The sequence below is a fragment of the Corynebacterium sp. Z-1 genome (assembly GCF_031844665.1).
GTDB lineage: Bacteria > Actinomycetota > Actinomycetes > Mycobacteriales > Mycobacteriaceae > Corynebacterium > Corynebacterium sanguinis.
Genome location: NZ_CP134621.1, coordinates 1,387,446 through 1,412,591 on the forward strand (window position 1 = coordinate 1,387,446; position 25,146 = coordinate 1,412,591).

At 66.6% G+C, this 25,146-nt stretch carries 28 protein-coding genes; 20 read left to right on the forward strand and 8 right to left on the reverse strand.

Annotated features, from left to right (window positions below):
- The first annotated feature begins 27 nt into the window (after positions 1-27).
- From RIU96_RS06840 to RIU96_RS06870, 7 genes are all read left to right on the forward strand, one after another.
- Positions 28-1,662: an ABC transporter family substrate-binding protein gene (locus RIU96_RS06840; protein ID WP_136652725.1), complete on the forward strand. Its 1,635-nt coding sequence runs from the start codon at positions 28-30 to the stop codon at positions 1,660-1,662.
- 332 nt (positions 1,663-1,994) lie between these two features.
- Positions 1,995-2,390 carry a hypothetical protein gene (locus RIU96_RS06845; protein ID WP_136652726.1) on the forward strand — a complete coding sequence of 132 codons (396 nt, stop codon included), beginning with the start codon at positions 1,995-1,997 and terminating at the stop codon, positions 2,388-2,390.
- Positions 2,391-2,461: 71 nt separating this feature from the next.
- Positions 2,462-3,337: an N-acetyl-1-D-myo-inositol-2-amino-2-deoxy-alpha-D-glucopyranoside deacetylase gene (gene mshB / locus RIU96_RS06850; protein WP_136652727.1), complete on the forward strand. Its 876-nt coding sequence runs from the start codon at positions 2,462-2,464 to the stop codon at positions 3,335-3,337.
- Positions 3,334-3,708, forward strand: coding sequence for a hypothetical protein (locus tag RIU96_RS06855; protein WP_136652728.1), 375 nt, complete (start codon positions 3,334-3,336; stop codon positions 3,706-3,708). Before mshB ends, RIU96_RS06855 begins: the two co-directional genes overlap by 4 nt.
- A 16-nt stretch (positions 3,709-3,724) precedes the next feature.
- Positions 3,725-4,045: a ferredoxin gene (fdxA, locus tag RIU96_RS06860; protein ID WP_136652729.1), complete on the forward strand. Its 321-nt coding sequence runs from the start codon at positions 3,725-3,727 to the stop codon at positions 4,043-4,045.
- Positions 4,046-4,049: 4 nt separating this feature from the next.
- On the forward strand, positions 4,050-5,147 hold the full coding sequence (dapC, locus tag RIU96_RS06865; protein WP_259787566.1) for a succinyldiaminopimelate transaminase: 1,098 nt from the start codon (positions 4,050-4,052) through the stop codon (positions 5,145-5,147).
- A complete protein-coding gene (locus RIU96_RS06870; protein ID WP_144778866.1) occupies positions 5,148-5,684 on the forward strand; it encodes a GtrA family protein in 537 nt (178 codons plus the stop codon). It begins immediately after the preceding gene.
- A gap of 10 nt (positions 5,685-5,694) precedes the next feature.
- On the opposite strand, the gene dapD is transcribed toward RIU96_RS06870, so the two are convergent.
- The 4 genes from dapD to RIU96_RS06890 form a co-directional block, all read right to left on the reverse strand.
- Positions 5,695-6,678, reverse strand: a complete 984-nt coding sequence (dapD, locus tag RIU96_RS06875) for a 2,3,4,5-tetrahydropyridine-2,6-dicarboxylate N-succinyltransferase (protein ID WP_311204798.1) — start codon at positions 6,676-6,678, stop codon at positions 5,695-5,697.
- A 36-nt stretch (positions 6,679-6,714) separates the two neighbouring features.
- Positions 6,715-8,073, reverse strand: coding sequence for an amino acid permease (locus RIU96_RS06880; RefSeq protein WP_144689696.1), 1,359 nt, complete (start codon positions 8,071-8,073; stop codon positions 6,715-6,717).
- Positions 8,063-9,511: an amino acid permease gene (locus RIU96_RS06885; protein ID WP_258562508.1), complete on the reverse strand. Its 1,449-nt coding sequence runs from the start codon at positions 9,509-9,511 to the stop codon at positions 8,063-8,065. The genes RIU96_RS06880 and RIU96_RS06885 overlap by 11 nt, the downstream gene beginning before the upstream one ends.
- A gap of 973 nt (positions 9,512-10,484) precedes the next feature.
- Entirely contained in the window at positions 10,485-11,417 is a 933-nt protein-coding gene (locus RIU96_RS06890; RefSeq protein ID WP_170228677.1) for a 2,3,4,5-tetrahydropyridine-2,6-dicarboxylate N-succinyltransferase, read from the reverse strand.
- 29 nt (positions 11,418-11,446) lie between these two features.
- Here RIU96_RS06890 and dapE point away from each other — a divergent pair, with 29 nt between their 5' ends.
- The 7 genes from dapE to RIU96_RS06925 are packed head-to-tail and all read left to right on the forward strand — an operon-like array spanning position 11,447 to position 16,365.
- Positions 11,447-12,538, forward strand: a complete 1,092-nt coding sequence (gene dapE, locus RIU96_RS06895) for a succinyl-diaminopimelate desuccinylase (protein ID WP_136651833.1) — start codon at positions 11,447-11,449, stop codon at positions 12,536-12,538.
- A gap of 48 nt (positions 12,539-12,586) precedes the next feature.
- Complete coding sequence (locus tag RIU96_RS06900; protein ID WP_186309877.1) at positions 12,587-13,375, forward strand: LOG family protein; 789 nt, start codon at positions 12,587-12,589, stop codon at positions 13,373-13,375.
- Between the two features lie 27 nt (positions 13,376-13,402).
- Positions 13,403-14,215, forward strand: coding sequence for a dihydropteroate synthase (folP, locus tag RIU96_RS06905; RefSeq protein ID WP_144318659.1), 813 nt, complete (start codon positions 13,403-13,405; stop codon positions 14,213-14,215).
- Positions 14,212-14,952, forward strand: a complete 741-nt coding sequence (locus RIU96_RS06910) for a glucosyl-3-phosphoglycerate synthase (protein WP_144778862.1) — start codon at positions 14,212-14,214, stop codon at positions 14,950-14,952. The genes folP and RIU96_RS06910 overlap by 4 nt, the downstream gene beginning before the upstream one ends.
- Before the next feature lie 3 nt (positions 14,953-14,955).
- Positions 14,956-15,276, forward strand: coding sequence for a cell division protein DivIVA (locus RIU96_RS06915; RefSeq protein WP_136651835.1), 321 nt, complete (start codon positions 14,956-14,958; stop codon positions 15,274-15,276).
- 16 nt (positions 15,277-15,292) lie between these two features.
- Complete coding sequence (locus RIU96_RS06920) at positions 15,293-15,463, forward strand: DUF3117 domain-containing protein (RefSeq protein ID WP_136651836.1); 171 nt, start codon at positions 15,293-15,295, stop codon at positions 15,461-15,463.
- 44 nt (positions 15,464-15,507) lie between these two features.
- On the forward strand, positions 15,508-16,365 hold the full coding sequence (locus RIU96_RS06925; RefSeq protein WP_136651837.1) for a methyltransferase domain-containing protein: 858 nt from the start codon (positions 15,508-15,510) through the stop codon (positions 16,363-16,365).
- A 6-nt stretch (positions 16,366-16,371) separates the two neighbouring features.
- On the opposite strand, the gene RIU96_RS06930 is transcribed toward RIU96_RS06925, so the two are convergent.
- Both RIU96_RS06930 and glgA read right to left on the reverse strand, forming a co-directional pair.
- Positions 16,372-17,772 carry a GH32 C-terminal domain-containing protein gene (locus RIU96_RS06930; RefSeq protein ID WP_136651838.1) on the reverse strand — a complete coding sequence of 467 codons (1,401 nt, stop codon included), beginning with the start codon at positions 17,770-17,772 and terminating at the stop codon, positions 16,372-16,374.
- 10 nt (positions 17,773-17,782) lie between these two features.
- Complete coding sequence (glgA, locus tag RIU96_RS06935) at positions 17,783-18,943, reverse strand: glycogen synthase (protein ID WP_311204799.1); 1,161 nt, start codon at positions 18,941-18,943, stop codon at positions 17,783-17,785.
- Positions 18,944-19,046: 103 nt separating this feature from the next.
- Here glgA and glgC point away from each other — a divergent pair, with 103 nt between their 5' ends.
- Positions 19,047-20,264 carry a glucose-1-phosphate adenylyltransferase gene (glgC, locus tag RIU96_RS06940; RefSeq protein ID WP_311204800.1) on the forward strand — a complete coding sequence of 406 codons (1,218 nt, stop codon included), beginning with the start codon at positions 19,047-19,049 and terminating at the stop codon, positions 20,262-20,264.
- Here glgC and RIU96_RS06945 read toward each other — a convergent pair.
- Positions 20,261-20,935 carry an O-methyltransferase gene (locus tag RIU96_RS06945; protein ID WP_181729319.1) on the reverse strand — a complete coding sequence of 225 codons (675 nt, stop codon included), beginning with the start codon at positions 20,933-20,935 and terminating at the stop codon, positions 20,261-20,263. The genes glgC and RIU96_RS06945 overlap by 4 nt on opposite strands.
- Before the next feature lie 119 nt (positions 20,936-21,054).
- On the opposite strand from RIU96_RS06945, the gene sigE reads away from it, so the two are divergent.
- From sigE to tatB, 3 genes are all read left to right on the forward strand, one after another.
- Complete coding sequence (sigE, locus tag RIU96_RS06950; RefSeq protein WP_136651842.1) at positions 21,055-21,657, forward strand: RNA polymerase sigma factor SigE; 603 nt, start codon at positions 21,055-21,057, stop codon at positions 21,655-21,657.
- 110 nt (positions 21,658-21,767) lie between these two features.
- Positions 21,768-22,142 carry a hypothetical protein gene (locus RIU96_RS06955; RefSeq protein ID WP_281281333.1) on the forward strand — a complete coding sequence of 125 codons (375 nt, stop codon included), beginning with the start codon at positions 21,768-21,770 and terminating at the stop codon, positions 22,140-22,142.
- Between the two features lie 3 nt (positions 22,143-22,145).
- The gene (tatB, locus tag RIU96_RS06960) at positions 22,146-22,574 is read left to right on the forward strand and encodes a Sec-independent protein translocase protein TatB (protein ID WP_144318454.1); all 429 of its coding nucleotides are present in this window, start codon (positions 22,146-22,148) and stop codon (positions 22,572-22,574) included.
- Between the two features lie 11 nt (positions 22,575-22,585).
- Here tatB and RIU96_RS06965 read toward each other — a convergent pair whose 3' ends face one another.
- Positions 22,586-23,719, reverse strand: coding sequence for an Mrp/NBP35 family ATP-binding protein (locus RIU96_RS06965; protein WP_311204801.1), 1,134 nt, complete (start codon positions 23,717-23,719; stop codon positions 22,586-22,588).
- A gap of 84 nt (positions 23,720-23,803) precedes the next feature.
- Between RIU96_RS06965 and RIU96_RS06970 the strand changes: the two genes are divergently transcribed.
- Both RIU96_RS06970 and RIU96_RS06975 read left to right on the forward strand, forming a co-directional pair.
- Entirely contained in the window at positions 23,804-24,325 is a 522-nt protein-coding gene (locus RIU96_RS06970; protein ID WP_311204802.1) for a YflT domain-containing protein, read from the forward strand.
- 28 nt (positions 24,326-24,353) lie between these two features.
- The gene (locus RIU96_RS06975) at positions 24,354-25,118 is read left to right on the forward strand and encodes a hypothetical protein (RefSeq protein WP_311204803.1); all 765 of its coding nucleotides are present in this window, start codon (positions 24,354-24,356) and stop codon (positions 25,116-25,118) included.
- The last annotated feature ends 28 nt before the right edge of the window (positions 25,119-25,146 follow it).

Consider the following 25,146-nt stretch of genomic DNA (forward strand, 5'->3'; position numbering starts at 1 on the left):
TCGACCTCGCTTAAAGGTTTGGCTCGCGTGCAGTTCTTCTCAACGCCCCGTCTCACCGCGGTGGCCGGCGCCGCGCTGCTGGCGCTGGCGCTGCCCGCCTGCGCCGCGGACCCGGGCCCGCCGCCGCTGGTGCAGCAGGAGGAACTGGATCGGCTCGACCAGTCGGCCACGACCACAACGACGCCCACGGAAGCGCGCCCGGAACGCACCGAGATCCAGGTCGGCGCGGAACCGCTGCGCGGCGGGCTCAACCCGCATTTGCTTTCCGACGACTCCTCGGTCGTGCAATTCATCGGTGATCTGGCGCTGCCCAGCGCCTACCTCGACGGCGCGCTAAACAATGACGTGGTCGTTGGCGCCGCGGTGCGCGCGACCTCGCCGGCGGCGATGACGGTGCGCTACGTGATCAACCCGGAGGCGCAGTGGTCTGACGGGACGCCGCTGACCGGCGCCGACTTCGCGTACCTGTGGCGAGGCATGTCCACCACCGCCGGTGCGATCGATCCGGCGGGCTACCTCGCGGTTTCTAACGTGCGCGTGTCCGGGCCCGCCGGCAAGACCGTTGACGTGGACTTTTCCACGCGCGTGGAGGACTGGCAGTCGCTGTTCAACTACCTTTTGCCCTCGCACCTGCTTGCCGCCGACGCGTCCGACTTCGCTACCGCGGCACACGACGGGTTGCCCGCGTCCGGCGGGCGGTTCATGCTGCAGTCGGTTGATCGGGGCCGCGGGACAATCACGCTCAACCGCAACGACAGGTTCTGGGGTGACAACCCCGCGCGCGTCGACGTGCTCACCATCAACGCCGTGCGCGACACGACCCAGATCGCCGACCAGCTGCGCTCCGGCCAGCTCGGCTTCGTGGACAAAATCCCAGAAGAGACCACGCGCGAGGTCTTCGAGCTCATCCCCGGCACCCAAACCCGGCTTGTCGACGGCCCACGCACCCTCGGCCTGACCCTGTCCACCACCTCGCCGCTTCTGTCCAGCGAGGACGCGCGCAAAGAGCTGCGCTCGCTTGTCGACGTCCCCCTGCTCGCGCGCCTGGCCGCTGGGCGCTCCTCCGAGCTCGTCGTCGCCGACCACGAGCTGCCGACAGACGAAGGACCGACCGTGCTGCCGGCGCGCGTGAGCGAAAACCGTTCGCTGCGCATCGCCGCCGACGCTGCCGACCCGGAGGCCTCTGCCGCCGCCCGCTCCTTGGCGGACCTGCTGGTCCAACGTGGGGTTCAGGCGCGGGTGGTGTCCACCGACACCTTGAGCGTCGTGTCCACCGGCCTGCCCTCGGGCTCGGTTGACGTGTTCGTCCACTGGGAACCCGCCGCCGCGAACCTTAACGACGCCGCAAGCCGTGTCGCCTGCCCGCCGCAGGACTACCGCTCCGGCAACCTCGCAGGGCTGTGCAGCCCGGAGACCGACGAGCTGGCAGGAGACATCCTCGCTGGCGCTTACACGCTGGCGGACGCGCGCGACAAGGTCGACGAGGTGCTCACGGGCCAGGCCGTGTGGGTGCCTCTGCTGCACGAGCGGCGGATCATCGTCCTCGGCAGCGGCATCGTGGGCACCGACCCCGAGGTGATGCTGCGGGAGGACGGCTTGTCCAGTGCAGCAGGCTGGCGCGTCGGCCCGACCGGTGCGGCGCCGGCGCAGGAGCCTGAATAGGGGCCGGTGTAGGCTGGCCGCACACGTGGCTTTTCACAACTGTGTTCCCACACTCGAGCTCGAGCACCCTTGCCGTGTCTGAGCGCTTCGTAGCATTGCTGACACAGCATTGAAGTGCGAGGAGAGGAACCCAGCAATGTTTTACAAGTCGGACGTCCGCGCGACGTTGATGGCCTACGACCCGACGGCGACGCCCGAGCACGTGGACTCGCTCTACCAGCAGATAGCAACCGAGTGGGAGGGGCAGTGGAACAGCCTGCTCAATAGGGCGGTCGACGATTACCACGAGCAGACGGGGCTCTGGCCGGACGGCGTGCAGAGGGGGGAAGTTCGTGGACCAGGCGAAGCAGCTGGCGACCGATCTGGTGATGGGGGCGTATCTGGAACCGATGACGCAGGAGATCGTGCAGCGGCTGTTGGACAATGACGAGGAGGACAACCCGCACCTGAAGGCACTCCAGGACCCGGAGGGGTGGTGGAAGGCCTTTTCGGACCTCGTTCCGAGCCGGGACGCGACGGACATGATGAAGGAGCTGTGGATCGACGAACCGATTCGCTTCCAGGTACTGGCGGAGAGACTGTTCGAGAGGAGGCGGAATCTGGGTCTCGAATTACCCAACGGCCCGCAGCACAGAGATTATCAGCCGATCATGGAACAGATTCAGCAGGCAGTTCGTCGAACGAAAGCACGAGACCGGGCACGCGAGCAGGCTCTAAACTCGCGCTAGCATCCTTAACCCGCACGCAAGCCTATTACGCTGGTGTCAACGCTTGACGAAACACTAAAAGGAGTTCACCCATGGCGCAGCGTGACTTGGCAGGCTACAGGGTAGTGGCGGTGCACGCCCACCCGGACGACGAGGCGATTTCCACGGGAGGCGCCCTCGCTGACCTCGCCTCCCGCGGTGCGGACGTCCTCGTTGTCACTTGCACCCTCGGCGAGGAGGGCGAAGTTATCGGAGACACCTACCGCTACCTCGTGGCCGATCAAGCCGACCAGCTTGGCGGATTCCGCATCGGCGAGCTCGCCAGGGCGTGCGAGATCCTGGGGGTGCGCCAGCAGTTCTTAGGCGGCGCTGGCCGCTACCGCGACAGCGGCATGGCGGGCGCGTTGTCGAGCGAGCACCCGCGGGCCTTCGTCAACTCTGGCGATGCCGCGGTGGCTGATCTCGCCGACATCTTCACCGCGGAGCGACCACACCTTGTGCTCACCTACGGCCCCGATGGTGGCTACGGCCACCCGGATCACATCCGCGCCCACGAGATCACCCACGCCGCCGCCGAGCGCGTCGGGGGCGTGGGGCGCATCCTGTGGGTCGTGCGGTTGCGCGAGGAGCTCGAGGCGAACCTGCCCACGACGGTGCCGCACGGGTGGACGGCGGCCGCGCCGGGCGAGCTCGATGCGGTCGATGCCTGCGACACGTGGGTGGATCTAAACGACCTCGTCTACACCGCCAAGGTTGAGGCGATGCGGGCGCACGCGACTCAGGTGTGGATCGGGGACGGGTACGCCTCCGTGACCAACCCGCACTCCGCCGTCGCGGCCGGCCCGGTCACCGCCTACGCGCTCTCCAACCTCACCGCCCAGGCTGTGCTGCGCCGCGAGCACTATAAATTCGGCGCCTACACCCCGATTGAGCACAGGGCGGGTCTGCTCAGCGGGCTGGACAAGTGAGCGAGACAGTCGTCCGCGACAACTTCAGCCGCGGCGAGGCGGTGTGGGGGATTGTCTGGCTGTGCATCGGCGCGGCCGTCTCAGTCCTGCTCGAGGTAGTCTACCTCGGCGCGACGGTTTTCGGGGTGCCGTTGCCGATGAGCATCGTCGTCGCGTTCCTGTTTAACGCGGTGCTGACGAGGACGGCGTTGCTGTGGGCGTCGATACGCGCGATTGCTCTTATCCCGCTGGCGGTGTGGGTGGGGGTCTTCCTGATTTTGCTGGCGGTGCTACCCGCGAGCGGAACAATGTTGGTGCCTAATAATATTCTCACTGTTGTCCTGATGTTTGCCGGACTGGCCGGAGGCGTGTGGCCCGTTTTGAAACGGTAGTGACATAATGACGGGCATGACTTACATCATTGCTCAGCCGTGTGTCGACGTGCTGGACCGCTCCTGCGTGGAGGAGTGCCCCGTCGACTGCATCTACGAAGGCAAGCGCATGCTCTACATCCACCCGGACGAGTGCGTCGACTGCGGCGCCTGCGAGCCCGCCTGCCCGGTGGAAGCCATCTTCTACGAAGACGACACCCCCGAGGAGTGGGCCGACTACTACGACGCTAACGTCGCGTTCTTCGACGACCTCGGCTCCCCGGGCGGCGCCATGAAGCTTGGCCCCCAGGACTTCGACCACCCGTTTGTCGCCGCACTGCCGCCCCAGAACCAGTAATAATATGCCGCGCACACCGCTGGGCTCGAAGCTGCCCGATTTCCCGTGGGACACGATTGCCGACGTCAAGGAGCGCGCCGCAGCGCATCCTGACGGCATCGTGGACCTGTCCGTGGGCACGCCCGTCGACCCGGTAAGCCCGTCGATCCAGCTCGCGCTCGCCGAAAACGCCGCCGAGCCCGGCTACCCGCAGACCGTCGGCACCCCCGAGCTGCGCCAGGCGATTGTCGACGCCCTAACGCGCCGCTACAACGCAGCCGGCCTCGGGCCCGACTCGGTGCTGCCGGTGGTGGGCACCAAAGAAGCCATCGCGTGGCTGCCCACGACACTGGGATTTAGCGAGTCAACCGTAGCGATCCCCGAGGTCGCGTACCCGACCTACGAGGTCGGAGCGCTCATCGCGGGTTGCCGCGTGGTGCGCGCGGATTCGCCCGAGGACGCCGCAGGCGCCGAGCTGGTGTTCATTAACTCCCCGTCGAACCCGTCGGGTCAGGTGCGCAGCATCGACGAGCTGCGCGCGTGGGTGCAGTACGCCCGCGACACGCACGCGATCATCGCCTCCGACGAGTGCTACCTGGGCTTGGCCTGGTCCGCCGAGCCGGTGTCTCTGCTCGACCCGCGCGTCACCGACGGCGACAACACCAACCTGATCGCGATCCACTCGCTGTCGAAGACGTCCAACCTCGCCTCCTACCGCGCGGGTTTCCTCGCCGGCGACGAGGCGCTCATCCAAGAGCTGCTGCTCGCGCGCAAGCACGCCGGCCTGATGGTGCCCGGCCCCATCCAGCACGCGATGATCGCCGCGCTTGTCGACGACGAGCACGAGCAGCTCCAGCGCCTCATCTACGCCAAGCGCCGCGCGGTGCTTAGCGACGCCCTGACCAACGCCGGGTTCAGCATCGACCACTCCGAGGCCGGGCTCTACCTCTGGGCGCGGCGCGAAGGCGCGACCTCGCGCGACAGCCTCGACTGGCTAGCGCAGCGCGGTATTCTGGCCGCCCCCGGCGACTTCTACGGCCCGGCGGGGGCCAACCACGTGCGCGTCGCCCTGACCGCCACAGACGAGCGGATCGCCGCTGCCGCGTCGCGTTTGGTGTCCTAGATGCCCAGCACCGCGGTACGCCTGCGCGCGGGCATCAGGGAGTTTGTGAAGTTCGGGCTCGTCGGCGGCTCCGGCCTCGCCGTGAACCTGGTCGCGTTCTACGTGTTCAAGAAGACGCTCGAGCTGGGTTTCGGCATTCACGAGGCCGACGCGTTTCTCAACCTCTTTGGCACGCGCTTTAACATCCGCTACTACCACGTGCTCTCCACGGCCGCGTTCGTGGTGGCCAACATTTGGAACTACCAGCTCAACCGTTCGTGGACGTTCAAGCACATCCCGAAGCGCAACTGGTTCGCCGGGTTCTTCCCGTTTTTGACCACGGGCGCGCTCGCGTTTGTCGTCTCGCTGACGTTCATGACGCTGCTAATGAACCCGACCTCGCCGATCGCGCTGCCGGATCACATTTTCGACGACTCCACCGGCCTGCGCACCAAGTCGTACTGGGCGCAGGCCATCTCGACGCTCATCGCGATGCCGGTGAACTTCCTGGTGAACAAGTACTGGGCGTTTCGCAAGCCGAAAATCGCCGGCATCTAAGAGCTGGGCTCTAGTTGTTGTCGTGGAGCTCGGTGTTGAGCTCGACACCCTTCGCCCGCAGCGCCTCGACGGCGCCGGTCAGGGAGTTGCGGCGGAACAGGATGCCGCTCTTGCCGGAAAGCTCAATCGCCTTGATCTCGGCGCCGTCGGTGTAGCCGTACGCCGACGCGACGTCGCCGGTGACCTTTACAAGGGTGCCCGCGGTGACGTAGAGGCCGGCCTCGACGATGCAGTCGTCGCCAAGCGAGATGCCCACGCCGGCGTTCGCGCCGAGCAGGCAGCGCTGGCCGAGGGTGATCGTTTCCTTGCCGCCGCCAGACAGGGTGCCCATGATGGAGGCGCCGCCGCCGATGTCGGTGCCGTCGCCCACGGTCACGCCCGCGGAGATGCGGCCCTCGACCATGGAGGCGCCGAGCGTGCCGGCGTTGAAGTTGACGAAGCCCTCGTGCATGACGGTCGTGCCCTCGGCCAGGTGGGCGCCGAGGCGGACGCGGTCGGCGTCACCGATGCGCACGCCGGACGGTACGACGTAGTCGACCATGCGGGGGAACTTATCCACGGAGAGAACGACGACGGGGCCCTTCGCCGCGAGGCGGGAGCGGGTGAGCTGGAAGTCGGAGCCTTCGCAGGGGCCGTAGTTGGTCCACACGACGTTGGCCAGCAGGCCGAAGACACCGTCCATGTTCGCGCCGTGGGGAGCGACAAGGCGGTGGGACAGCAGGTGCAGGCGCAGGTAGACGTCGTAAGCGTCGACGGCGGGCTCGGAGATGTCGGCGATCGAGGTCTCAACCTGGACGCGCGCCACGCCGCGGTCCTCGTCAGCGCCTACCAGGTGGGCGAAACGTGCGTCCGACTCGTCGATACGCACCGTGCCGGTGTTCTCCACCGGCTCGCCCAGCTTGGGGGCGGGGTACCAAACATCGAGAACGGTTCCGTTGTGGGTGACGGTGGCGATGCCACGGGCGCGCGCAGACACAGTGGTGGAGTTAGTCATGCATGACACCTTAGATCATGGTGTGTGCCAAACCCGTCAGGCCCGTCGGGTGAGTGCGGAGATGCCAACGAGCACCGCGGAAAGGGCAAGCACGGCGAGGATCTGGTTGCGCGCGGAGGCGTCGAAAAGCATCAGTGCGACGATGCCGACGAGCGCAACGAGCGTCACGGGTGCGAGCCAGCTGGGCGCGCGGGCGATGTCGTCGCCACTGAGGCGGTCGCGCAGCCGCATGTAGCTCAGGGAGATCATGACCCAGATGACGATGAGGCAGCCGCCGACCGCGGTCATCAGGAAGGTGAGCAGCCCCGGCGGGTTCCACCACTGCAGGCCGACGGAGAGGAAGGCGAAGAACACTGAGACCAGCACCGAGTTAATCGGCACGCCCTGGTCGTTGGTGCGGCGCAGCCATGCGGGAGCGTCGCCGTCGAGGGCCTGCTGGTATGCCATGCGCGAGGTGCCGTAAATCTGCGCGTTGAATGCGGAGAGCAGCGCCAGCACGATTACGGCCTCCATGAAGCCGACGGCGCCGGGGATGTTCGCCAGGGCGAGGACCTGGGTGAAGGGGGATTCGGCGGCGGACTGGGCGTCGTCGATACGCGAGTACGGCAGCAGTAAAATGATGATGACGACCGAGCCGATGTAGAACAGGCCGATGCGCCAAATGATCGAGGTGACCGCCTTCTTCACGGCAGCCGCCGGGTTCTTCGACTCGGCCGCGGCGATGGTGACCACCTCGATGCCGCCGAACGCGAAGGCGACGGCGAGCAGGCCCGCGGCGATGCCGGCGATGCCATTCGGCGCGAACCCGGACTCGGCAATGTTGTCGAAGCCGACGAAGTTTGTGCCGGGCAACAGGCCGAGGAACAGTGCCGTGCCGATGATCAGGAAGCCGACGATGACGACGATTTTGATCATCGCGAACCAGTACTCAAACTCGCCGAAGCCCCTGACCTGGGCGAGGTTGATCGCGGTGAAGATCAGCACGGTGACTAAGGCGGGGACCCACTGCGGAACGCCGAACCACTGCGACATGATCGCTGCCGCGCCCGTGATTTCCGCGCCGCCGACCATGATCAGTAGGAACCAGTACAGCCAACCGAGCAGGAAGCCGGCCCAGTTGCCAAACGCCAATCTGCCGTAGGTGGCGAAGGAACCAGGGGAGGGATGCGCCGCCGCCATCTCGCCGAGCATGCGCATGACCGCCACGACGATCGCGCCGGCGACGATGTAGGCAAGCAGGATCGCGGGGCCGGCCGCGTTGATGCCCGCGCCGACGCCCAGGAACAGTCCGGCGCCGACGGCCATGCCCAGGCCCATCAGCGTCAGGTGGCGGGGCTTCAACCCGGTGCCCAGCGCGGGGTTGCTGGTAGAGGCGGGGGTGTGTTTAGTGCTCAAGGTGGGTCCTCTCGGTGTGCAGCGCGGTGCGCTGTTTGAACGTGTCAGTGTGTGTCCAGACCAGCCCGGCGATGGTGACGACGCCGACGACGACCACCACCGCGAACATCTGGAAGCGGCCCTCCGCGGTGGTGAGCATCAGTGCGACGATGCCGGCGGCAAGCGCGATGGTGGCCCACGGCAGCACGCGCGGCGCCCACATGCGCACGTGCGTGATCTCGCCGGATGCCACTAGGCGCGGGTGGAGGCGCAGGAAGGAAAACGCGATGGCGAACCACAAAACGATCAGGCAGCCGCCGACCGCGTTGAGCAGAAACGGCAGCAGACCCGGCGGGTTCCAGTACTGCAGGGCCACGGCGACGAAGCCGAAGAACACCGACAACACGACGGCGCGCATGGGCACGCCGCGCGAGTCTGTGGCCTGGAAGAACACGGGGGCGTCGCAGCGGTGTGCGAGGTTGTGCAGGAAACGCGAGGAGCCGTAGATCTGCGTGTTGCAGGCCGAGAGCAGCGCGACGACGATCACCGCCTCCATGATTCCGACGGCGCCGGGGATGTTCGCCAGCTGCAACACGGCGGTAAAGGGCGACTCGGCGGCGACGTCCGCGCCACCGATCTCGGAGTAGGGCAGCAGCAGGGTGATCAGGACGACGGAGCCAATGTAGAAGACACCGATGCGCCACATAATCGAGCGGATCGCGGAGTGGACGGCGACCTCCGGGTCCTCGGACTCCGCCGCGGCGATGGTGACCATCTCGATGCCGCCGAAGGCGAACGCCACGGCGAGCAGGGCAGTGGCAACACCGCCGAAGCCGTTGGGCATGAACCCGACCTCGGCGATGTTGTCGAAGCCGACGAATCCGCTTGCGGGCAACAGGCCTAGCCACAGTGCGACGCCGAGGGCGAGGAAGGCGATAATCACCGCGACCTTGATCAGGGCGAACCAGAACTCGAACTCGCCGAACTTGCGCACCGCCGCGAAGTTAATCACGGTGAAGAACACGATGGCGACCAAGGCGGGGATCCACGGGGAGACGCCGAACCAGCCGGCGACGATCCGGGACGCGCCGGTGATTTCCACCGCCATGATCATGATCATCATGAACCAGTACAGCCAGCCGACGGCGAAGCCGGCCCACGCGCCGAAGGCCTGCTCGGCGTAGGTGGAAAACGTGCCCGACGACGGTCGCGCCGCGACCATTTCGGCGAGCATCTGCATGATGCACACGGTGATGGCACCGGCAATCATATAAGCAATGACTACGGCTGGTCCGGCGGCTTGAATACCGACACCGGTGCCTAGGAACAACCCGGCGCCGATCGCCGAGCCGAGGCCCATCATGGTCAGATGACGGGTTTTCAACCCGCGACGCAACCCGGTGGAGGCACCTGGGTCGCGCGGGGCCGCCGGTTCGGGCGGCGAAATGGTGTGGGACATGCGCTTTAGAATAAACCGGGCGTCGGTGAATTGAGAGCGCAGGGGGTGGGTTTTTCGTGGTGTGGGTTTGGGGTGTCTTCTGCGGTGGGATGTCTGGGTCGTTGGGTTGCGGGGTGTGAAAGCCCTGGTCGGGGATCGGTGGGTTGGGTTGACCGTGACATCTTGGGTGGTGGAATGTCACGGTGAGGCGGCTGTGCGGTGTAAAACCGCAGGTCGGGGTTCGTTGGGTTGGGTTGACTGTGACATCTTGGGTGGTGGAATGTCACGGTGAGGCGGCTGTGCGGTGTAAAACCGCAGGTCGGGGTTCGTTGGGTTGGGTTGACTGTGACATCTTGGGTGGTGGAATGTCACGGTGAGGCGGCTGTGCGGTGTAAAACCGCAGGTCGGGGTTAGTTGGGTTGGCTTGACTGTGACATCTTGGGTGGTGGAATGTCACGGTGAGGCGGCTGTGCGGTGTAAAACCGCAGGTCGGGGTTCGTTGGGTTGGCTTGACTGTGACATCTTGGGTGGTGGAATGTCACGGTGAGGCGGCTGCGCGGTGTAAAACCGCAGGTCGGGGTTCGTTGGGTTGGCTTGACTGTGACATCTTGGGTGGTGGAATGTCACGGTGAGGCGGCTGCGCGGTGTAAAACCCCAGGTCGCGCATCGTTGGGTCGGGTTGACTGTGACATCTAACCCGGTGAAATGTCACGGTGAAGCGGCTGCGCGGTGTAAAACCCCAGGTCGGGGTTCGTTGGGTTGGCTTGACTGTGACATCTAACCCGGTGAAATGTCACGGTGAACCGGCTGCGCGGTGTAAAACCCCAGGTTGGCAGTGCCGGGATCGGGTTGACCGTGACATCCCGGCCACCGAAATGTCTCGGTGAACCACCGGCAGAACCTAAAAACCCAGGTCGGCCGCCCCGACAACCGCCTGATCGTGACTTCCCACCTACCGCAATGTCACGGTCAACCGACAAAACGCGAAACCCCACTACCGCGGCCGGAGCACGGGGCACGCCGAGTTCGGCTCGTTGGTAATGCTGATGTCGCTTTGCCCCGCGATGGCCCCGGCGGAGATCATCGCCCCGGAGCGCGAATCCACGATGGTGGTTGTCGGCTCGAGCATGACGTTGACGCCGATTTCGCAGCGATCGCCCAAATCGACACCGATCACCCCGGCTGCGGGTCGCAGCACGCAGTCGCGGCCGACGCGCAGCGGGGTGCGGTTGTGACGCTGCGCCGACGTCGCGATCAGCGCCGAGGACAGCCCGACATTGGTGCCTTCCCCCACGACGACCGCGGAGGACAGCCGGCCCTCAATCCGGGCGCGCCCCAGCGACCCCGAGTTGTAGGACACGTAGCCTTCGCGCATCACGGAGGTGCCCGGCGCGAGGTAGGCGCCGAGGCGGACGCGCTCGGCCTCTGCGATGGACACTCCGGACGGCACGACGTAGTCGACCATCCTCGGCAGGCGCTCGATGCCGTAGACGTGGATCTGCCCGCGCGAGCGTAGGGAGGTGCGCACGTGCTCGAAGTTGTCGCTCAAGCACGGACCCTTGTTTGTCCACACCACCGGCACGAGGTGCTCCAGGCAGTCGGTCATGTTCAACTCCAGGGGCTTGACCAGCCGGTGGGAGAGCAGGTGCAGGCGCAGGTAGACGTCGTGGGCGTCGACGGGTGGCTCGGATAGGTTCGCGATGACGGTGCGCACCGGCACCAGCTCAACGAGCCGGTCGCGGTCCATGCCGACGATGGAGAGGAATCGGTCGGACAGTTCTCGCGCCCCGACTCGAGTGGTGCCGGTGGTGAGGGCGTCGATAAGCGAAGCGTCTGTGATGAGTCGAGGGGAGGGGTACCACGTGTCCAGGGTTGTCCCGTCCATGGCGATGTTGGCGATTCCCGTCGCTTCGGCTCCCAGCGGCATGTGTCACATCATAAACGTAGGATTGCCGTGTGGCTTTACTGAATCTCTTCGCTGATCCCGTTGATCTGACCGCGGCTTTGATCGACATCGAGTCGCCCTCGCACCACGAGCGCGACATCGCGGACGCGATCGAGGCCGCCCTGCGCGAGCTCGAGGGGGTCGAGGTGATCCGCCGGGGGAACACGGTCGTCGCGAGGACCCACCACGGCTTGCCGCAGCGCGTCGTGCTCGCCGGCCACGTCGATACCGTCCCCCTGGCAGGCAATACCCCGCACCGCCTGGAGGACGGGGTGCTGCACGGTTGCGGGTCGGTGGACATGAAGTCGGGCCTGGCCTGCTACCTGGGAGCTTTCGCCCGCTTATCGACGCCCCACGCCAGCGCTTTCGATCTGACACTGATCGCCTACGAGGGAGAGGAGGTCTCCAGCGAACACAACGGCCTGTACCACCTGGAGCGCGACCGCCCCGAGCTGCTCGCCGGCGACTTGGCGCTGCTCGGCGAGCCCTCCGGCGCGATCATCGAGGCCGGCTGCCAGGGCACGATCCGCGTGTTCGTGCGTGCCCACGGCACGCGTGCCCACTCGGCGCGAAGCTGGCTGGGCGACAACGCCGCGCACAAGCTCGCGGGCGTGCTCACGCGCGTGGCGGGTTACGAGCCGCGCAGCGTCACCATCGCGGGCTGCGAGTACCGCGAGGGGCTCAACGTCGTGGGGCTCGAGGGGTTCGTGGCGACGAACACGATCCCGGATTTCGCCCAGCTGACCATCAACTTCCGCTACGCGCCAGACCGCAGTGTCGATGACGCCAAGGCGCACCTCGTCGAGGCGCTGCAGTTGGAAGAAGGCCTGGAGCTGGTGTGGGACGACATCGCCCCGGCGGCGCTGCCGGGGCTTGACGACCCGGTGGCGCGCGACCTGATCAAGGCCGTGGGCGGAAACGTGCGGGCGAAGTTCGGATGGACGGATGTGGCGCGGTTCTCTACCCTTGGAACTCCGGCCGTAAACTTCGGGCCGGGCGACCCCGGTTTCGCTCACAAGGTGGACGAGCAGTGCCCGACCGAGCAGATTTACACCGTCGCCCGCACGCTCGAGGCCTACCTCGCGGCCCGGCCCGCCCACTAAGCGGCAAACTTTTCACATACTTTCTTCACCGACCAACGAGAGGGAAACGTGGCGCCCCACATCACCCCGAAGCCCGAGCGCAACCGTAAACTGCGCGGGCCGATCATGCTGCGCAGCGACGAGCAGCAGCAGTCCACCCACGACCAGCGCCTGCTGGAGTCCCAGGGCAGCAGCGACCACGACTGGAAGCACGCCGACCCGTGGCGCGTGATGCGCATCCAGTCGGAGTTCGTCGCCGGTTTCGACGCCCTGTCCGAGCTGCCGAAGGCCGTGACCGTGTTCGGCTCCGCCCGCCTCGGCGAGGGCACCGCCGAGTATGAGCAGGCCCGCGAAGTGGGCAAGGCGCTGGTGGATGCGGGCTACGCCGTGATCACCGGCGGCGGGCCGGGGCTGATGGAGGGTCCGAACCGCGGCGCGCACGAGGCGGGCGGCCTCTCCGTCGGTCTGGGCATCGAGCTGCCGTTCGAGCAGGGCCTCAACGACTGGGTCGATCTGGGCTTGAACTTCCGGTACTTCTTCGCACGCAAGACCATGTTTTTGAAGTACTCCCAGGCGTTTATCACCCTGCCGGGCGGCTACGGCACCCTCGACGAGGTCTTCGAGGTGCTGTGCATGGTGCAAACCGGCAAGGTGACCAACTTTCCGATCGTGCTCATGGGCGTCGACTTCTGGAGCGGCCTGGTCGACTGGATTCGCGGCCAGCAGCTTGCCCGCGGCCTCATCTCCGAGGGTGACGACCAGCTGTTCCTGGTCACCGACTCAGTCGACGAGGCCGTGGCCTACATCGTCGAGGCGCACAAGGTGATGACGGACCAGCGCCTGAAAGACACCGAGTAGAACGTGGCCGCCGAGCTCGCGCGGGTGATGGCGATCATCAACCGCACCCCGGATTCCTTCTACGACAAGGGCGCAACCTTCCACCTGGAGAAGGCGCTTGAGCGTGCCGACGCCGTCATCGCCGACGGAGCCTCCATCGTCGACGTCGGCGGGGTCAAGGCGGGACCGGGTGAGCAGGTCTCCGTGGCAGAAGAGATCGACCGGGTCGTGCCGCTCATCGCGGCGGTGCGCGAGCGCCACCGCGACGTGGGCATTTCGGTGGACACGTGGCGCGCCCCCGTCGCCGAGGCCGCGGCCGAGGCCGGCGCGGACCTGATCAACGACACGTGGGCGGGTTGGGACCCCGAGCTCGTCGAGGCCGCCGGGGCGCTGCGGATCGGCTACGTCTGCTCGCACACGGGCGGGGCAACGCCGCGCACGAGGCCGCACCGCGTGCATTACGACGACGTTGTCCATGACGTCGTCACGCAAACAGTCGGCCTGGCCGAGCGCGCGGCATCGCTCGGGGTGCCCGAAGACAAGGTCTTTATCGACCCGGCGCACGACTTCGGCAAGAACACGTTCCACGGGCTCGAGATCCTGCGCCGCGTCGATGAGCTCGTGGCCACGGGGTGGCCGGTGCTCATGGCGCTGTCCAACAAGGACTTCGTCGGAGAGACCGTCGACCGCCCAGTCGGCGGGCGCGTCGCGGGCACGCTCGCGGCTACCGCCTGGGCCGCGGCGCGGGGAGTGGCCGCCTTCCGCGTCCACGAGGTGCGCGACACCGTCGACGTGATCCGCATGACCGCGGCGATCGGCGGCGATGCCCCGCCGCTGAACACGGTGCGGGGCCTAGCGTGAGGGTCAGCGTCGTCATCCCAGCGCTCAACGAGCAAGACACCGTGGCGCACGTCGTCGCCGCGTGCCTGGCCTCGCAGGCGCACGAAGTCGTCGTCGTCGACTCCGACTCCACCGACGCCACCGCCAACCGGGCCCGCGAGGCCGGGGCGCGGGTAATCAACTGGGCCGATGTGTACCCGCAGCTCCCACCGCGCCCGGGCAAGGGCGAGGCGCTGTGGCGCGGGGTGAAGGCAGCCTCCGGGGACGTGGTGGTGTTCATCGATGCCGACGTCACCTCGGTGGAAGCTAGATGGGTAGACACGCTCGCCGCTCCTTTCGTTGATGCGGGGATCCACTTGGTTAAAGCGTCGTACAGGCGCGACCTCGGCGCCGCGGCTGGCGGTGGCGGGCGGGTTACCGAGCTCACCGCTAAGCCTCTGCTGCGCGCGCTGTTCCCCGAGCTCGCCGATATCACCCAGCCCCTGGCAGGCGAGTACGCGATCCGCCGCGACACCGCGCTCGAGCTGCCGTTCGTCGACGGCTACGGGGTGGAAGCGGGCTTGCTTCTCGACGTCGCCGCGACGCACGGCCGCGAAGCGATCAGCCAGGTGGAGCTCGGCGCGCGCCAGCACCGCAACCGCCCCTTGACCGAGCTCGGCCCGATGGCGGACGTGGTGGCCGCGACCATCCTTCAGCGCGCCGGGGTCGCGTCTGCGGGAGTGGGGCAACGATCACCGTGGGCGAGCGTTAGGATGTGACCCATGCTGTCCTGGATCCTGCTCATGCTCATCGTCGCCATCGTTTGCCTGATTGGCGTGATGGCCAGCGTGTATCTCTTCGGCCGGGGCGAGGCGCTGCCGCCTCTGGCGGAGACCACCGACGTGATCGAGCACAACCGCCGCGCGGTCGAGCAGGGCGACATGAACGCGGTGCAGCTCGAGGTCGTGCACCGCGGCTACAAAATGGACCAGGTTGATGCCCTTCTGACCCAGCTCGCTGACCTGCGCCGACTGACACCCGACAGCGAAATTCGCGCTGCCACCGCCAAGAACGGCGTAGGATCGGGTGAAACGCCTGCGTGAGAAGGAGTAAAACCCAATGGCAGCAATGAAACCCCGCACCGGCAACGGTCCCATGGAAGCAGTGGTGGAAAGCCGCAAGATTGTCATGCGCATCCCGTCTGACGGCGGTGGTCGCCTCGTGGTGGAGTTGAACGCCGAGGAAGCGTCCGAGCTTGGCGCCCTGTTGCTCCAGGCGGCGGGGGAGTAAGCTCCACTGCCGTGCTTCGTCGCGGGCGGGGGTAAGATCTGCCCATGCTCTCTGACATTGTCGACGTTCTCGCAGACCCCATCGACGGCACCCGCCTTGCCGGCGCCGAAGATTTCACCCGGCTCGTTTCCGAGTCGGGTCATTCTTACGATGTGGCCAAGCAGGGCTATGTCACGCTGAGCCCCGGCGCCGGGCTCAACCACGAGGGCGACAGCCTGGAGATGGTGATATCCCGCGAGGTGTTCCTCTCCCAGGGCCACTTCGCCCCCTTCGTCGAGGCCGTCACCGAACGCGTCTCCCACGCCCTTGAGGCCACCCAGGCCGCGGAGCCGGTCGTGCTCGAGGTCGGCGCGGGCACCGGCTACTACCTCGCGCACACCCTCGACAGCATCGCCGGCGTGCGTGGCGTCGGCCTCGACATTTCTGTGCCCGCGGCGAAGCGCCTGGCCAAGGCCCACCCGCGGGTCGGTGCGGTCGTTGCGGATGTCTGGGAAGGGCTGCCGCTTCTCGACGCCTCCATCAACGCCATCACCGTCATCTTCGCGCCCCGCAACCCAGCGGAGTTCGCCCGCGTGCTCGCCCCGGAGGGCGAGGTCATCGTGATGATCCCGGGCAGCGGCCACCTCGACGAGCTGCGCGCCCCGCTGGGCATCCTCGGCGTGGAGGAAGGCAAGCTGGAGCGCCTCATCGAGCAGGCGGAGGGCCACCTCGAGCTCATCGGTGAGCCGGAGGTGCTGGACTACCCCATGCGCCTCGACCGCGACTCGATCGCCGCGCAGGTGGGCATGAGCCCCTCGGCGCGCCACATTGAGCCCGCGACGCTCGCCGAGCGCCTACGCACCTTGCCGCATCACCTCAACGTGACGGCGCGCGGCATCATCGTGCGGATGCGCAAGGCTTAAAGCGCCTTAGCGAGACGCGCTGCGGTACCACTCGTTGAGCACCAGCGCCGCACCGTCGGTGGTGATGCGGATGTCTGCGGTGCCGCCGTTCGGCCAAAAGCGCGAGGACATTGCCACTGCGCCGCCGCCGGCGAACACCTCGATGGTGGAGCTGTCGACCAGGATCGTGATGTTGTCCTCGTCGTCGTCGCCAAGCGGCGCGGATGCCGCCGCACCGTCGAGGCGGTCGAGGCTGATCTCGTCGCCAGAGTGGGTGATCACGGCCGCGACGTTTCCTTCGCCGTCAATGATCTCGGCTGTGACCGAGCCGGTCTCGCCGACCGGGATCTCGCACAGGCCCGTCCACATCCGGGCGCGCTCCGTCTCGGCCACGGCGTCGGGAAGCCCGCGCGGCGGGGTCTGGTACAGCGCCCCGCCCTGCAGGGTCAACCGGCGCGGGATGCTCAGGGTGGTGGCCCAGCCCTCGGTCTCCCAGTTCGGCTCGGCGGTCGCGTCGCCGCCGCGGCCGGTGTCCGTCATCACCCCGAAGATGTAGGCGTGGCTGAGCCGCTCGTCTTCGGCGACGCTGCCCGGGGTGTAGTTCGTGCTGCGCGGACGGGTGAAATCGTGGCCAAAGTCGATGTGGCGGGCCTCCTTGGCCACGGTGAACACCGCGCCCTGTAGGGTGCCCACGATGTAGCCGGTGGTGTCCTTGCCGCGGCGCTCGAGGGTGAACATCAGCACGTCGTAGATCTGCGCGTCGACCTCGTCGCGCAGCCGGATGATGCGCGGGGCGACCAAGTGCTCGGCGTCCGGGTCGAACCCGGGGTCGCCGTCGAACTCGAGCGGGCCGATCACCCCCCAGGAAGTGCGGTCCTCGGAGCTGAGCACGACGGGTACGGGGGCCTCGGGCTCGCCCGTCGACGCCAGCATCAGCCACCCGGACTGACCCTTGTCGCGGTCGTCCGCTTCCTCCCAGTTCGGCACCACGCAGGGGGAGCGGAAGCGAGTGTAGCCGCCCTCGTCGGACAGGACGTCGCCAAGCCGGCGAATGCCCGGGTCAACCTGGTAGTCCTCGTCGACGTCGTCGCAGAGCGCATCGAGGTCGTCGGCACGCGAAATCTGGACCGACATGCCGGCCTCGGTGACGGAGGTGAAGTAGAAATCGGCGCCCTCGCTGTGCGCGACGACGGAGCCTGCGCGCACGCCGGTCTCCCCGCCGAACGGCGCGACCGCGTCGTTGCACTCCACCCAGTCGAAGGCGGAGCCCTCCGAGACGCTGTGGCCCCAGCGGCTTGGCGCGTCCGGGTCCGTCCGGTACTGGAAGAACATGTGCCAGATGTCCTTGCCGTCGCGCAGGATACCGGCGGCGGCGTCCAAGATGCCGCGCTCGACGGTGACGTGCAGTTCAGGTCGGTAAACGCTCATTGAAGTCCCTTTAGATCAAGCTGTAGTAGATGTTGACGGTCTGGCGGGCGATGGTGTCCCAGGTGAAATCGGCGCGCACGCGCTCTAGGCCAGCGGCACCCATGCGCTGCGCGGTGTCCGGATCGGCGGCAATCACGTTGACGGCCTCGGCGATGCCGCGCTCGAAGGCCTCCGGCTCGTCCGCGTCGTAGTCCACAAGCGTGCCGGTCTCACCGTCCACGACAACCTCGGGGATGCCGCCGACGCACGAGGCCACCACCGCGGTGTTGCACGCCATGGCCTCGAGGTTGACGATGCCGAGCGGCTCGTAGATCGACGGGCAGACGAACACGTCAGCCGTGGCGTAGACCTCGCGGATCTTCTCCGCCGGGAGCATGTCCTGGACCCAAATGATGCCATCGCGCTGCTGCTGCAGCTCCTCGACCAGCGCCTTGGTCTCCGCGGCGATCTCCGGGGTATCCGGCGCGCCCGCGCACAGGATCAGCTGGATGTCCTCGTCAAAGTGGGCGGCGGCCTTGAGCAGGTGAGGCACGCCCTTCTGGCGCGTGATGCGGCCGACGAACGCGACGACGGGGCGGGAGGTATCCACCCCGAGCTCCTCGGCAATGGTGGCGTCGCCGGGGTACCAGGTGGCGGTATCAATTCCGTTGAGGACGACGTGCACCTTGGAGTCGTCGATACGCGGATAGGCGTTGAGGATGGATTTCTTCATCCCGGAGGACACGGCGATGACGGCGTCGGCGTACTCGAAGGCGTTCTTCTCCGACCAAGAGGAGACGTCGTAGCCGCCGCCGAGCTGCTCTCGCTTCCACGGCCGATCCGGCTCCAGCGAGTGCGCCGTGGCCACGTGGGGGATGTCGTAGAGCAGGCCGGTGAGGTGGCCGCCCATGCCCGCGTACCAGGTGTGCGAGTGCGCGACCTGCAGGTTCGAGGCGGCATCGGCGATGCGCAGCCCGGTCGACAGCGTCTTGATCGCACCGTTGGCGTCGGCCAGCTGCGGGTCGACGCCGTGGACGTGGACGTTCTCGCCGACGCGCGGCTCACCCATGCAGTGCACGTCAACCTCCACGCCGTCGATCTCGCGCATGAACCGCGTTAGTTCAGTGACGTGGACGCCGGCACCGCCGTATACCTCCGGCGGGTACTCCCGAGTCATCATTCCCACTCTCATGCCCGCCGAGCTTAGTGACGAAAATTCCCGCCTGCAGAAACCTCTAACGAACCAGCGTCGTATCGGCTGCAGGATGGCTGGGGTTTTAATAGGCTAAGGAACTGTGAAGACACAACCGAGAGTTCTTGCCATCGTTCTTGCGGGAGGCGAGGGGAAGCGCCTGTTTCCCCTGACCGCCGACCGCGCAAAACCTGCGGTCCCCTTTGCCGGGAACTACCGCCTGATCGATTTCGTGTTGTCGAACTTGGTCAACGCCGGTTACATGCGCATCGCGGTGCTTACGCAGTACAAGTCGCACTCTCTGGACCGGCACGTTGCGACCGCGTGGAACGTCTCCGGGCCGACCCCGCAGTACATCGCCTCGGTGCCCGCGCAGCAGCGCCGCGGTAAGCGCTGGTTCTCCGGCTCCGCGGACGCGATCGTGCAGTCGCTGAACCTGATTTATGACGACAAGCCGGACTACGTGCTGGTCTTTGGCGCGGACCACGTCTACCGCATGGACCCCTCGCAGATGGTGGAAAACCACATCGCCTCCGGTAAGGACGCGACCGTCGCCGGCATCCGCGTGCCGCGCCACGAGGCCACCGCGTTTGGCTGCATCCACGCCGACGAGGACGGCACGATTACGGAGTTCCTGGAGAAACCGGCCGACCCGCCGGGCACCCCGGACGACCCGGACGTGACGTTCGCCTCGATGGGCAACTACGTGTTTTCCACCGAGCCGCTGATCAAGGCCCTGCTTGAGGACGAGCAGAACGATGACTCGGACCATGACATGGGCGGCGACATCATCCCTCACTTCGTCAACAAGGGCCAGGCCAACGTCTACGACTTCTCCGGCAATGAGGTGCCGGGTGCAACCGATCGCGACAAGGGCTACTGGCGCGACGTCGGCACCATCGACTCGTTCTACGAGGCGCACATGGACCTAATCTCCTCGCACCCGATCTTCAACCTCTACAACAAGGCGTGGCCGATCCACTCCACGGAGGAAGGCAACCTGCCGCCGGCCAAGTTCGTCCTCGGCGGGATCTCGCAGGAGTCGATTGTCGCATCCGGGTCGATCATCTCGGGCGCGATGGTGCGCAACTCGGTCGTCTCCACCGACGTGCTCGTCGAGGAGGGCGCCACGGTGGAGGGCTCGGTGCTGCTGCCGGGCGTGCGCGTGGGCAAGGGCGCGGTGGTGCGCCGCGCCATCTTGGACAAGAACGTCTACGTCTCCGACGGCGAGATCATCGGCGTGGACCTCGAGCGCGACCGCGGCCGCTTCACCGTTTCCGACAGCGGAGTGGTTGTCGTCGGCAAGAACGAAGTGATTTAGCGCTTCGTCACGAGCGTCAGGCCGCTATCGAGCGGCAGCCGCGTGACGACGGCCCCCTCCGACGCCGCGAGCCCGTCCACGTCGTCCTCGGCGGCGCGGGCGGCCTCCGTCGCGCGGTCGCGGCGAGTGGCGTCGGTGAGGGTGCCGTCGAGAAGCGAGCCAGCGAGAACGAGGGTGCCGCCGGGGGCGAGCAGCGGCCACGCGGATTTGATGACCGTGCTGAGTTCGGTCGGCTCGACGTCCGCGTACACCAGCTGGTAGGAAGCGGGGGCAAGCCGGCTCATGACGTCGAGCGGGCGCGCGGTGAGGAACCGCCCGCGCGAGGCGGCGAACCCGCCGAGGCGGAAGGCCTCCTTGGCGCTGGCCTGGTGCGTGGCCTCCGGGTCAATGCAGGTCACCGTGGCCTTTTGCGGCAGGCCGCGCAGAATGTAGAGCCCCACCACGCCCGCCGCGGGGGTCACCGCCACCGCGCCGTGGGCCGAGGTGGTCGCGGCGGCCAGCGTGGACAACAGCGAGCCGACGGCGGGCGAGGGAAGTGCGAGGTTGTTCTCCTCGGCCTCGGTGCGCGCGGCGTCGAAACCCTGCGCGAACTGCTCGACGGCATCGGCTGCGCCCGCGACGGGGCGGGAGGCGATGTAGGTGTTCATGGTCGTAAACGCTGTGTCAGTCACGGTCACAATCCTAGGCAACTGCGCGGTCGGGGTGAGTCGTTAGCCAATTGTTACCTACTTTCAGGTATTTCGAAGGCTCTTTTCTGGCTTTCGAGATCAACGCGTGCGAACATATATCCATGGATACGCTGCACGACGCTCCCGACACGCTCACCGGCACCGCCGCCTTCGACGCGGGTGCGGGAGAGATGCCGTCGTGGGCGGAGCTGGTGGCCGAGCACGCGAACAGCGTCTACCGTCTCGCGTTTCGCCTCTCCGGTAACCAGCACGACGCGGAGGACTTAACGCAGGAGACGTTCATGCGCGTCTTCCGCAGCCTCGAGAGCTACCAGCCGGGCACGTTTGAGGGCTGGCTGCACCGGATTACCACGAACCTTTTTCTGGACATGGTGCGCCACCGCGCGAAGATCCGCATGGAGGCCCTGCCGGAAGACTACGAGCGCGTCCCCGGCACCGACATGACGCCCGAGCAGGCCTACTCGGTGTCCAACCTCGACCCGGCCCTGCAGACCGCGCTCGATGAGCTCGGACCCGACTTCCGCGTCGCGGTCGTGCTGTGCGACGTCGTCGGGATGACGTACGAGGAAATCGCCGACACCCTCGGCGTGAAGATGGGCACCGTGCGCTCGCGCATCCACCGCGGGCGCTCGCATCTGCGGCGCAGCCTGGAGGCCCAGGCGGCAATCGACGAGTCCGCAAAGGACTTGATCCGCGCCCGCTAGGCTAAATCCGTGCGGCGCGCCCACTGGCAAAATCGCGCGCACATGCGTTGAATGGGGCGTGAATAGGTATACACGCCACAGACAAGAACCGACAGGCGAAGGAGCAGCCCATGGCGATGAACTTGCCCGGCCCTGCGCCGCGGAGGAGGAAGGGGTTTTCCTCCACGGAGCACTTAAGCCCCGAGGCCGTGGCCGCTTTCGCGGACCAGGAGCTTTCGAAAAGCGCGCTCCACCGAGCGCGGGTGCACGTTGTTCTGTGCGAGGAGTGCCGTGCCGAGGTCAACCACCAGCGCGCCGCGGCTGAGCACCTGCGCTGCTGCAACGCGGACGACTCCGTGCGGGCACCCCGATCGCTGGTGCAGAAGCTGGCCGAAATGCCCGAGAATAGCCGATACGAGCAGCCCCGCGGCCCGCGCCCGGTGACGGAGCTCGTGGAGGTCGCCTACCGTGCGCTGAGGGGACGCGGCGGCGGGGGTAAGCTGTAAGCCGTGTTCTCCAGCATCGGATGGGGCGAGATCTTTTTCATTCTCGTCATCGGATTAATCATCATCGGCCCTGAGCGGCTGCCCGGGCTGATCGAGGACGTGCGCGCAGCCATCTACGCTGCGAAAAAGGCGATCAACAACGCGAAAAAGGAGCTCGACGGCGAGCTCGAGGGGTTCGAGGAGTTCCGTCAGCCGCTCAACACCGTGACCCAGTACGCCGCGATGGGCCCGCGCCGCGCGATGGCGAAGGTGCTTTTCGACGGCGACGAGCGCTTCTTCGACGAATTTGACCCCCGCAAGCAGCTCGAAGATACCCCCGCCACCCCGGCCCAGCCGGCGAACCCGGGCCCGCGCCCGAAGCCGGCCGGATCAACCCGGGTGGACGACCCGGAGAAGCGCGGCGGCAGCTTCTCCTGGGCTGACATCACTTAAAGCCCGGTTGTTTAGCGCGGGTTGACGCCCAGCCCCTTGCCCACGAGCGAGGTGCGGCGCGTCTTGAGCTTGGCGGCAATCTCAGCGATCGCGCGCGCGGCGGGGGAATCCGGGTTAGAGATGACCACGGGGGTGCCCTCGTCGCCGTGCTGTCGCAGCTGCGGGTCGAGCGGTACGGAGCCGAGCAGCGCGACGTTGTCGGTGTCCGTCAGCGCGCTGAGGCGCTCGGCGACCTGCTCGCCGCCGCCCTCGCCGAAGACGTTGAGCACGGTGCCGTCGTCAAGCACCATGCCCGACATGTTTTCCACCACGCCCGCGATCTTCTGGCCCGTCTGCTGGGAGATCGTGCCGGCGCGCTCGGCGACCTCCGCGGCGGCGGCCTGCGGGGTGGTCACGATGAGAAGCTCCGCGTTGGGCACGAGCTGGGCCACGGTGATCGCGACATCGCCGGTGCCCGGCGGCAGGTCCATGAACAGCACGTCGAGGTCGCCCCAGTAGACGTCACTTAAGAACTGCTGGATCGCGCGGGTGAGCATCGGCCCGCGCCACACGATTGGCGCGTTGCCCTCGACGAACTGCCCCACGGAGATGTGGCGCACGTCGTGGGCAATCGGGGGCATGATCATCTCGTCGACGACCGTGGGCGAGATGCCGGTCGAGCCCATCAGCCGCGGCACGGAGTGGCCGTAGATGTCGGCGTCGAGGATGCCCACGGTTAATCCCTGCGCGGCGAGGGAGGTTGCGAGGTTGACCGTGACAGAGGATTTGCCCACCCCGCCCTTGCCAGAGGCGACGGCGAAGACGCGGGTGAGCGATTCCGGGTCTGCGAAGGGGATCGTCGGCGTGGTCTGCTCGCCGCGCAGCTTGAGGCTTAAGGCACGGCGCTGCTCGTCGCTCATCGTGTGCATGTGAACGTCCACACTGCCCACACCGTCGAGCTCCTCGAGCACGGCGCGGGTGTTCGAGGCGATGGTGTCACGCATGGGGCAGGCAGCGATGGTCAAATAGATGCCGACGGAGACGTCCGCGCCGTCGATGGCGATGGATTCGACCATGTCGAGATCGGTAATGGGCTTACCGATCTCGGGGTCATCCACACGCGAGAGCGCTTCGCGGACTTGGTCGTGGGAAAGTGAGGTAGCCATTTGCTAGCAAGTATAGGCAGTCGAGCCCACAGGCTTATCGACGCCCTCCCAGCACGCCCCGGAATCTTACGTACAATGGGTTCCATGACAACTTCGCATTCCTATTCGAACCAGAATTCCGCTACTGCCCGCCAGCGCCCCGTCGGTTGGCCGGTCGGCTCCTTCGAAACCTACGAGCAGGCGCAGCACGCGGTCGACGGCCTGTCCGACCGCGAATTCCAGGTGGAGGACCTCTCGATTGTCGGCGTAGACCTCATGCAGGTCGAAAACGTCACCGGCCGCTTGACGTGGCCGCGTGTTCTCGGCGCCGGCGCCCTATCCGGTGCATGGATAGGTATCTTTATCGGCCTTATCTTCGCTATCTTCGCGCTGCCGGGCACCGGCTGGAGCATCTTCCTGTGGTCGATCCTCATCGGCGCGATCTTCGGGGTCATCTTCGCCGCCGTCGGTTACGCGTTCACGGGCGGCAAGCGCGACTTCTCGTCCATGACCACGATTGTCGCTGGGCGTTACGACGTTCTGTGTAATCCCAACTCCGCACCTCGGGCGCGCGATCTGATCGCCGAGATGAAGATCGGCACCGTACCCACGGGGGAGGCCCAGTAAAACGCCGGCGGCGGGTACGATAACCCGCATGCCACGCTCTGCACGGACGTACACCACTTCAGCGGTGGCGGTAGCTCTAGGCACCGCCGCCGCTTTCGCTATGACAGCGTGCTCACCGTCTGCGGGGGGTCAACGCAGCGATGACTTCGTCATCGCCGTCGCCCCGGACTCGGTCGAGCAGGCCATCTTGGGGGAGATCTACCGGGTGTTGCTCGAATCCGTCGGGCACCCCGCTGCGGTGGAAGTGGTCGACGAGGCCGCGACCGATCCCGCCGTTGACCTCGTGCGGTCCGGTCAGGCGGACATGGCCATCGCGTGCACCGGGACGTTGCTGTCTCAGATCGACCCCCAGCTTGCCGAGGAGGCGGCGGCGGATATCGCTCACGACGACGTCGCGGGCGACTTCAACGACGACACTATCTCCGAGACAATCTATGAGTACGCCGTGGGATCCTTCCCGGGCGACGTGATGACAGTCGATCCCTCACCGGCCCAAGCGTGTGCCCCGGAGGGCGAAAAGCCGGGGGAGGGGCCGCTGCCAACGAATGTGATCCCCGTGTTCAACAAGACAGAGCTCAACCGAGGCCAGGTCAACCGCCTGAACTTTGTCAATCGCGTGCTCAGCACAGAAGACCTCAACGCGATGATCGAGGAGGTCGAAAGGGGCGAAACGGTGCGCAATGTCGTGGCCGAGTGGATGCTCCAGCGTACGAAAATCACCGTGGACACCCAATCCGAAGACGAGGGTGACACAGGCGAGTCCGACAACGTCATCGAGCAGCCACCGATGTAAAACCCGAAGAAACTTCGGCCGCGCCCCC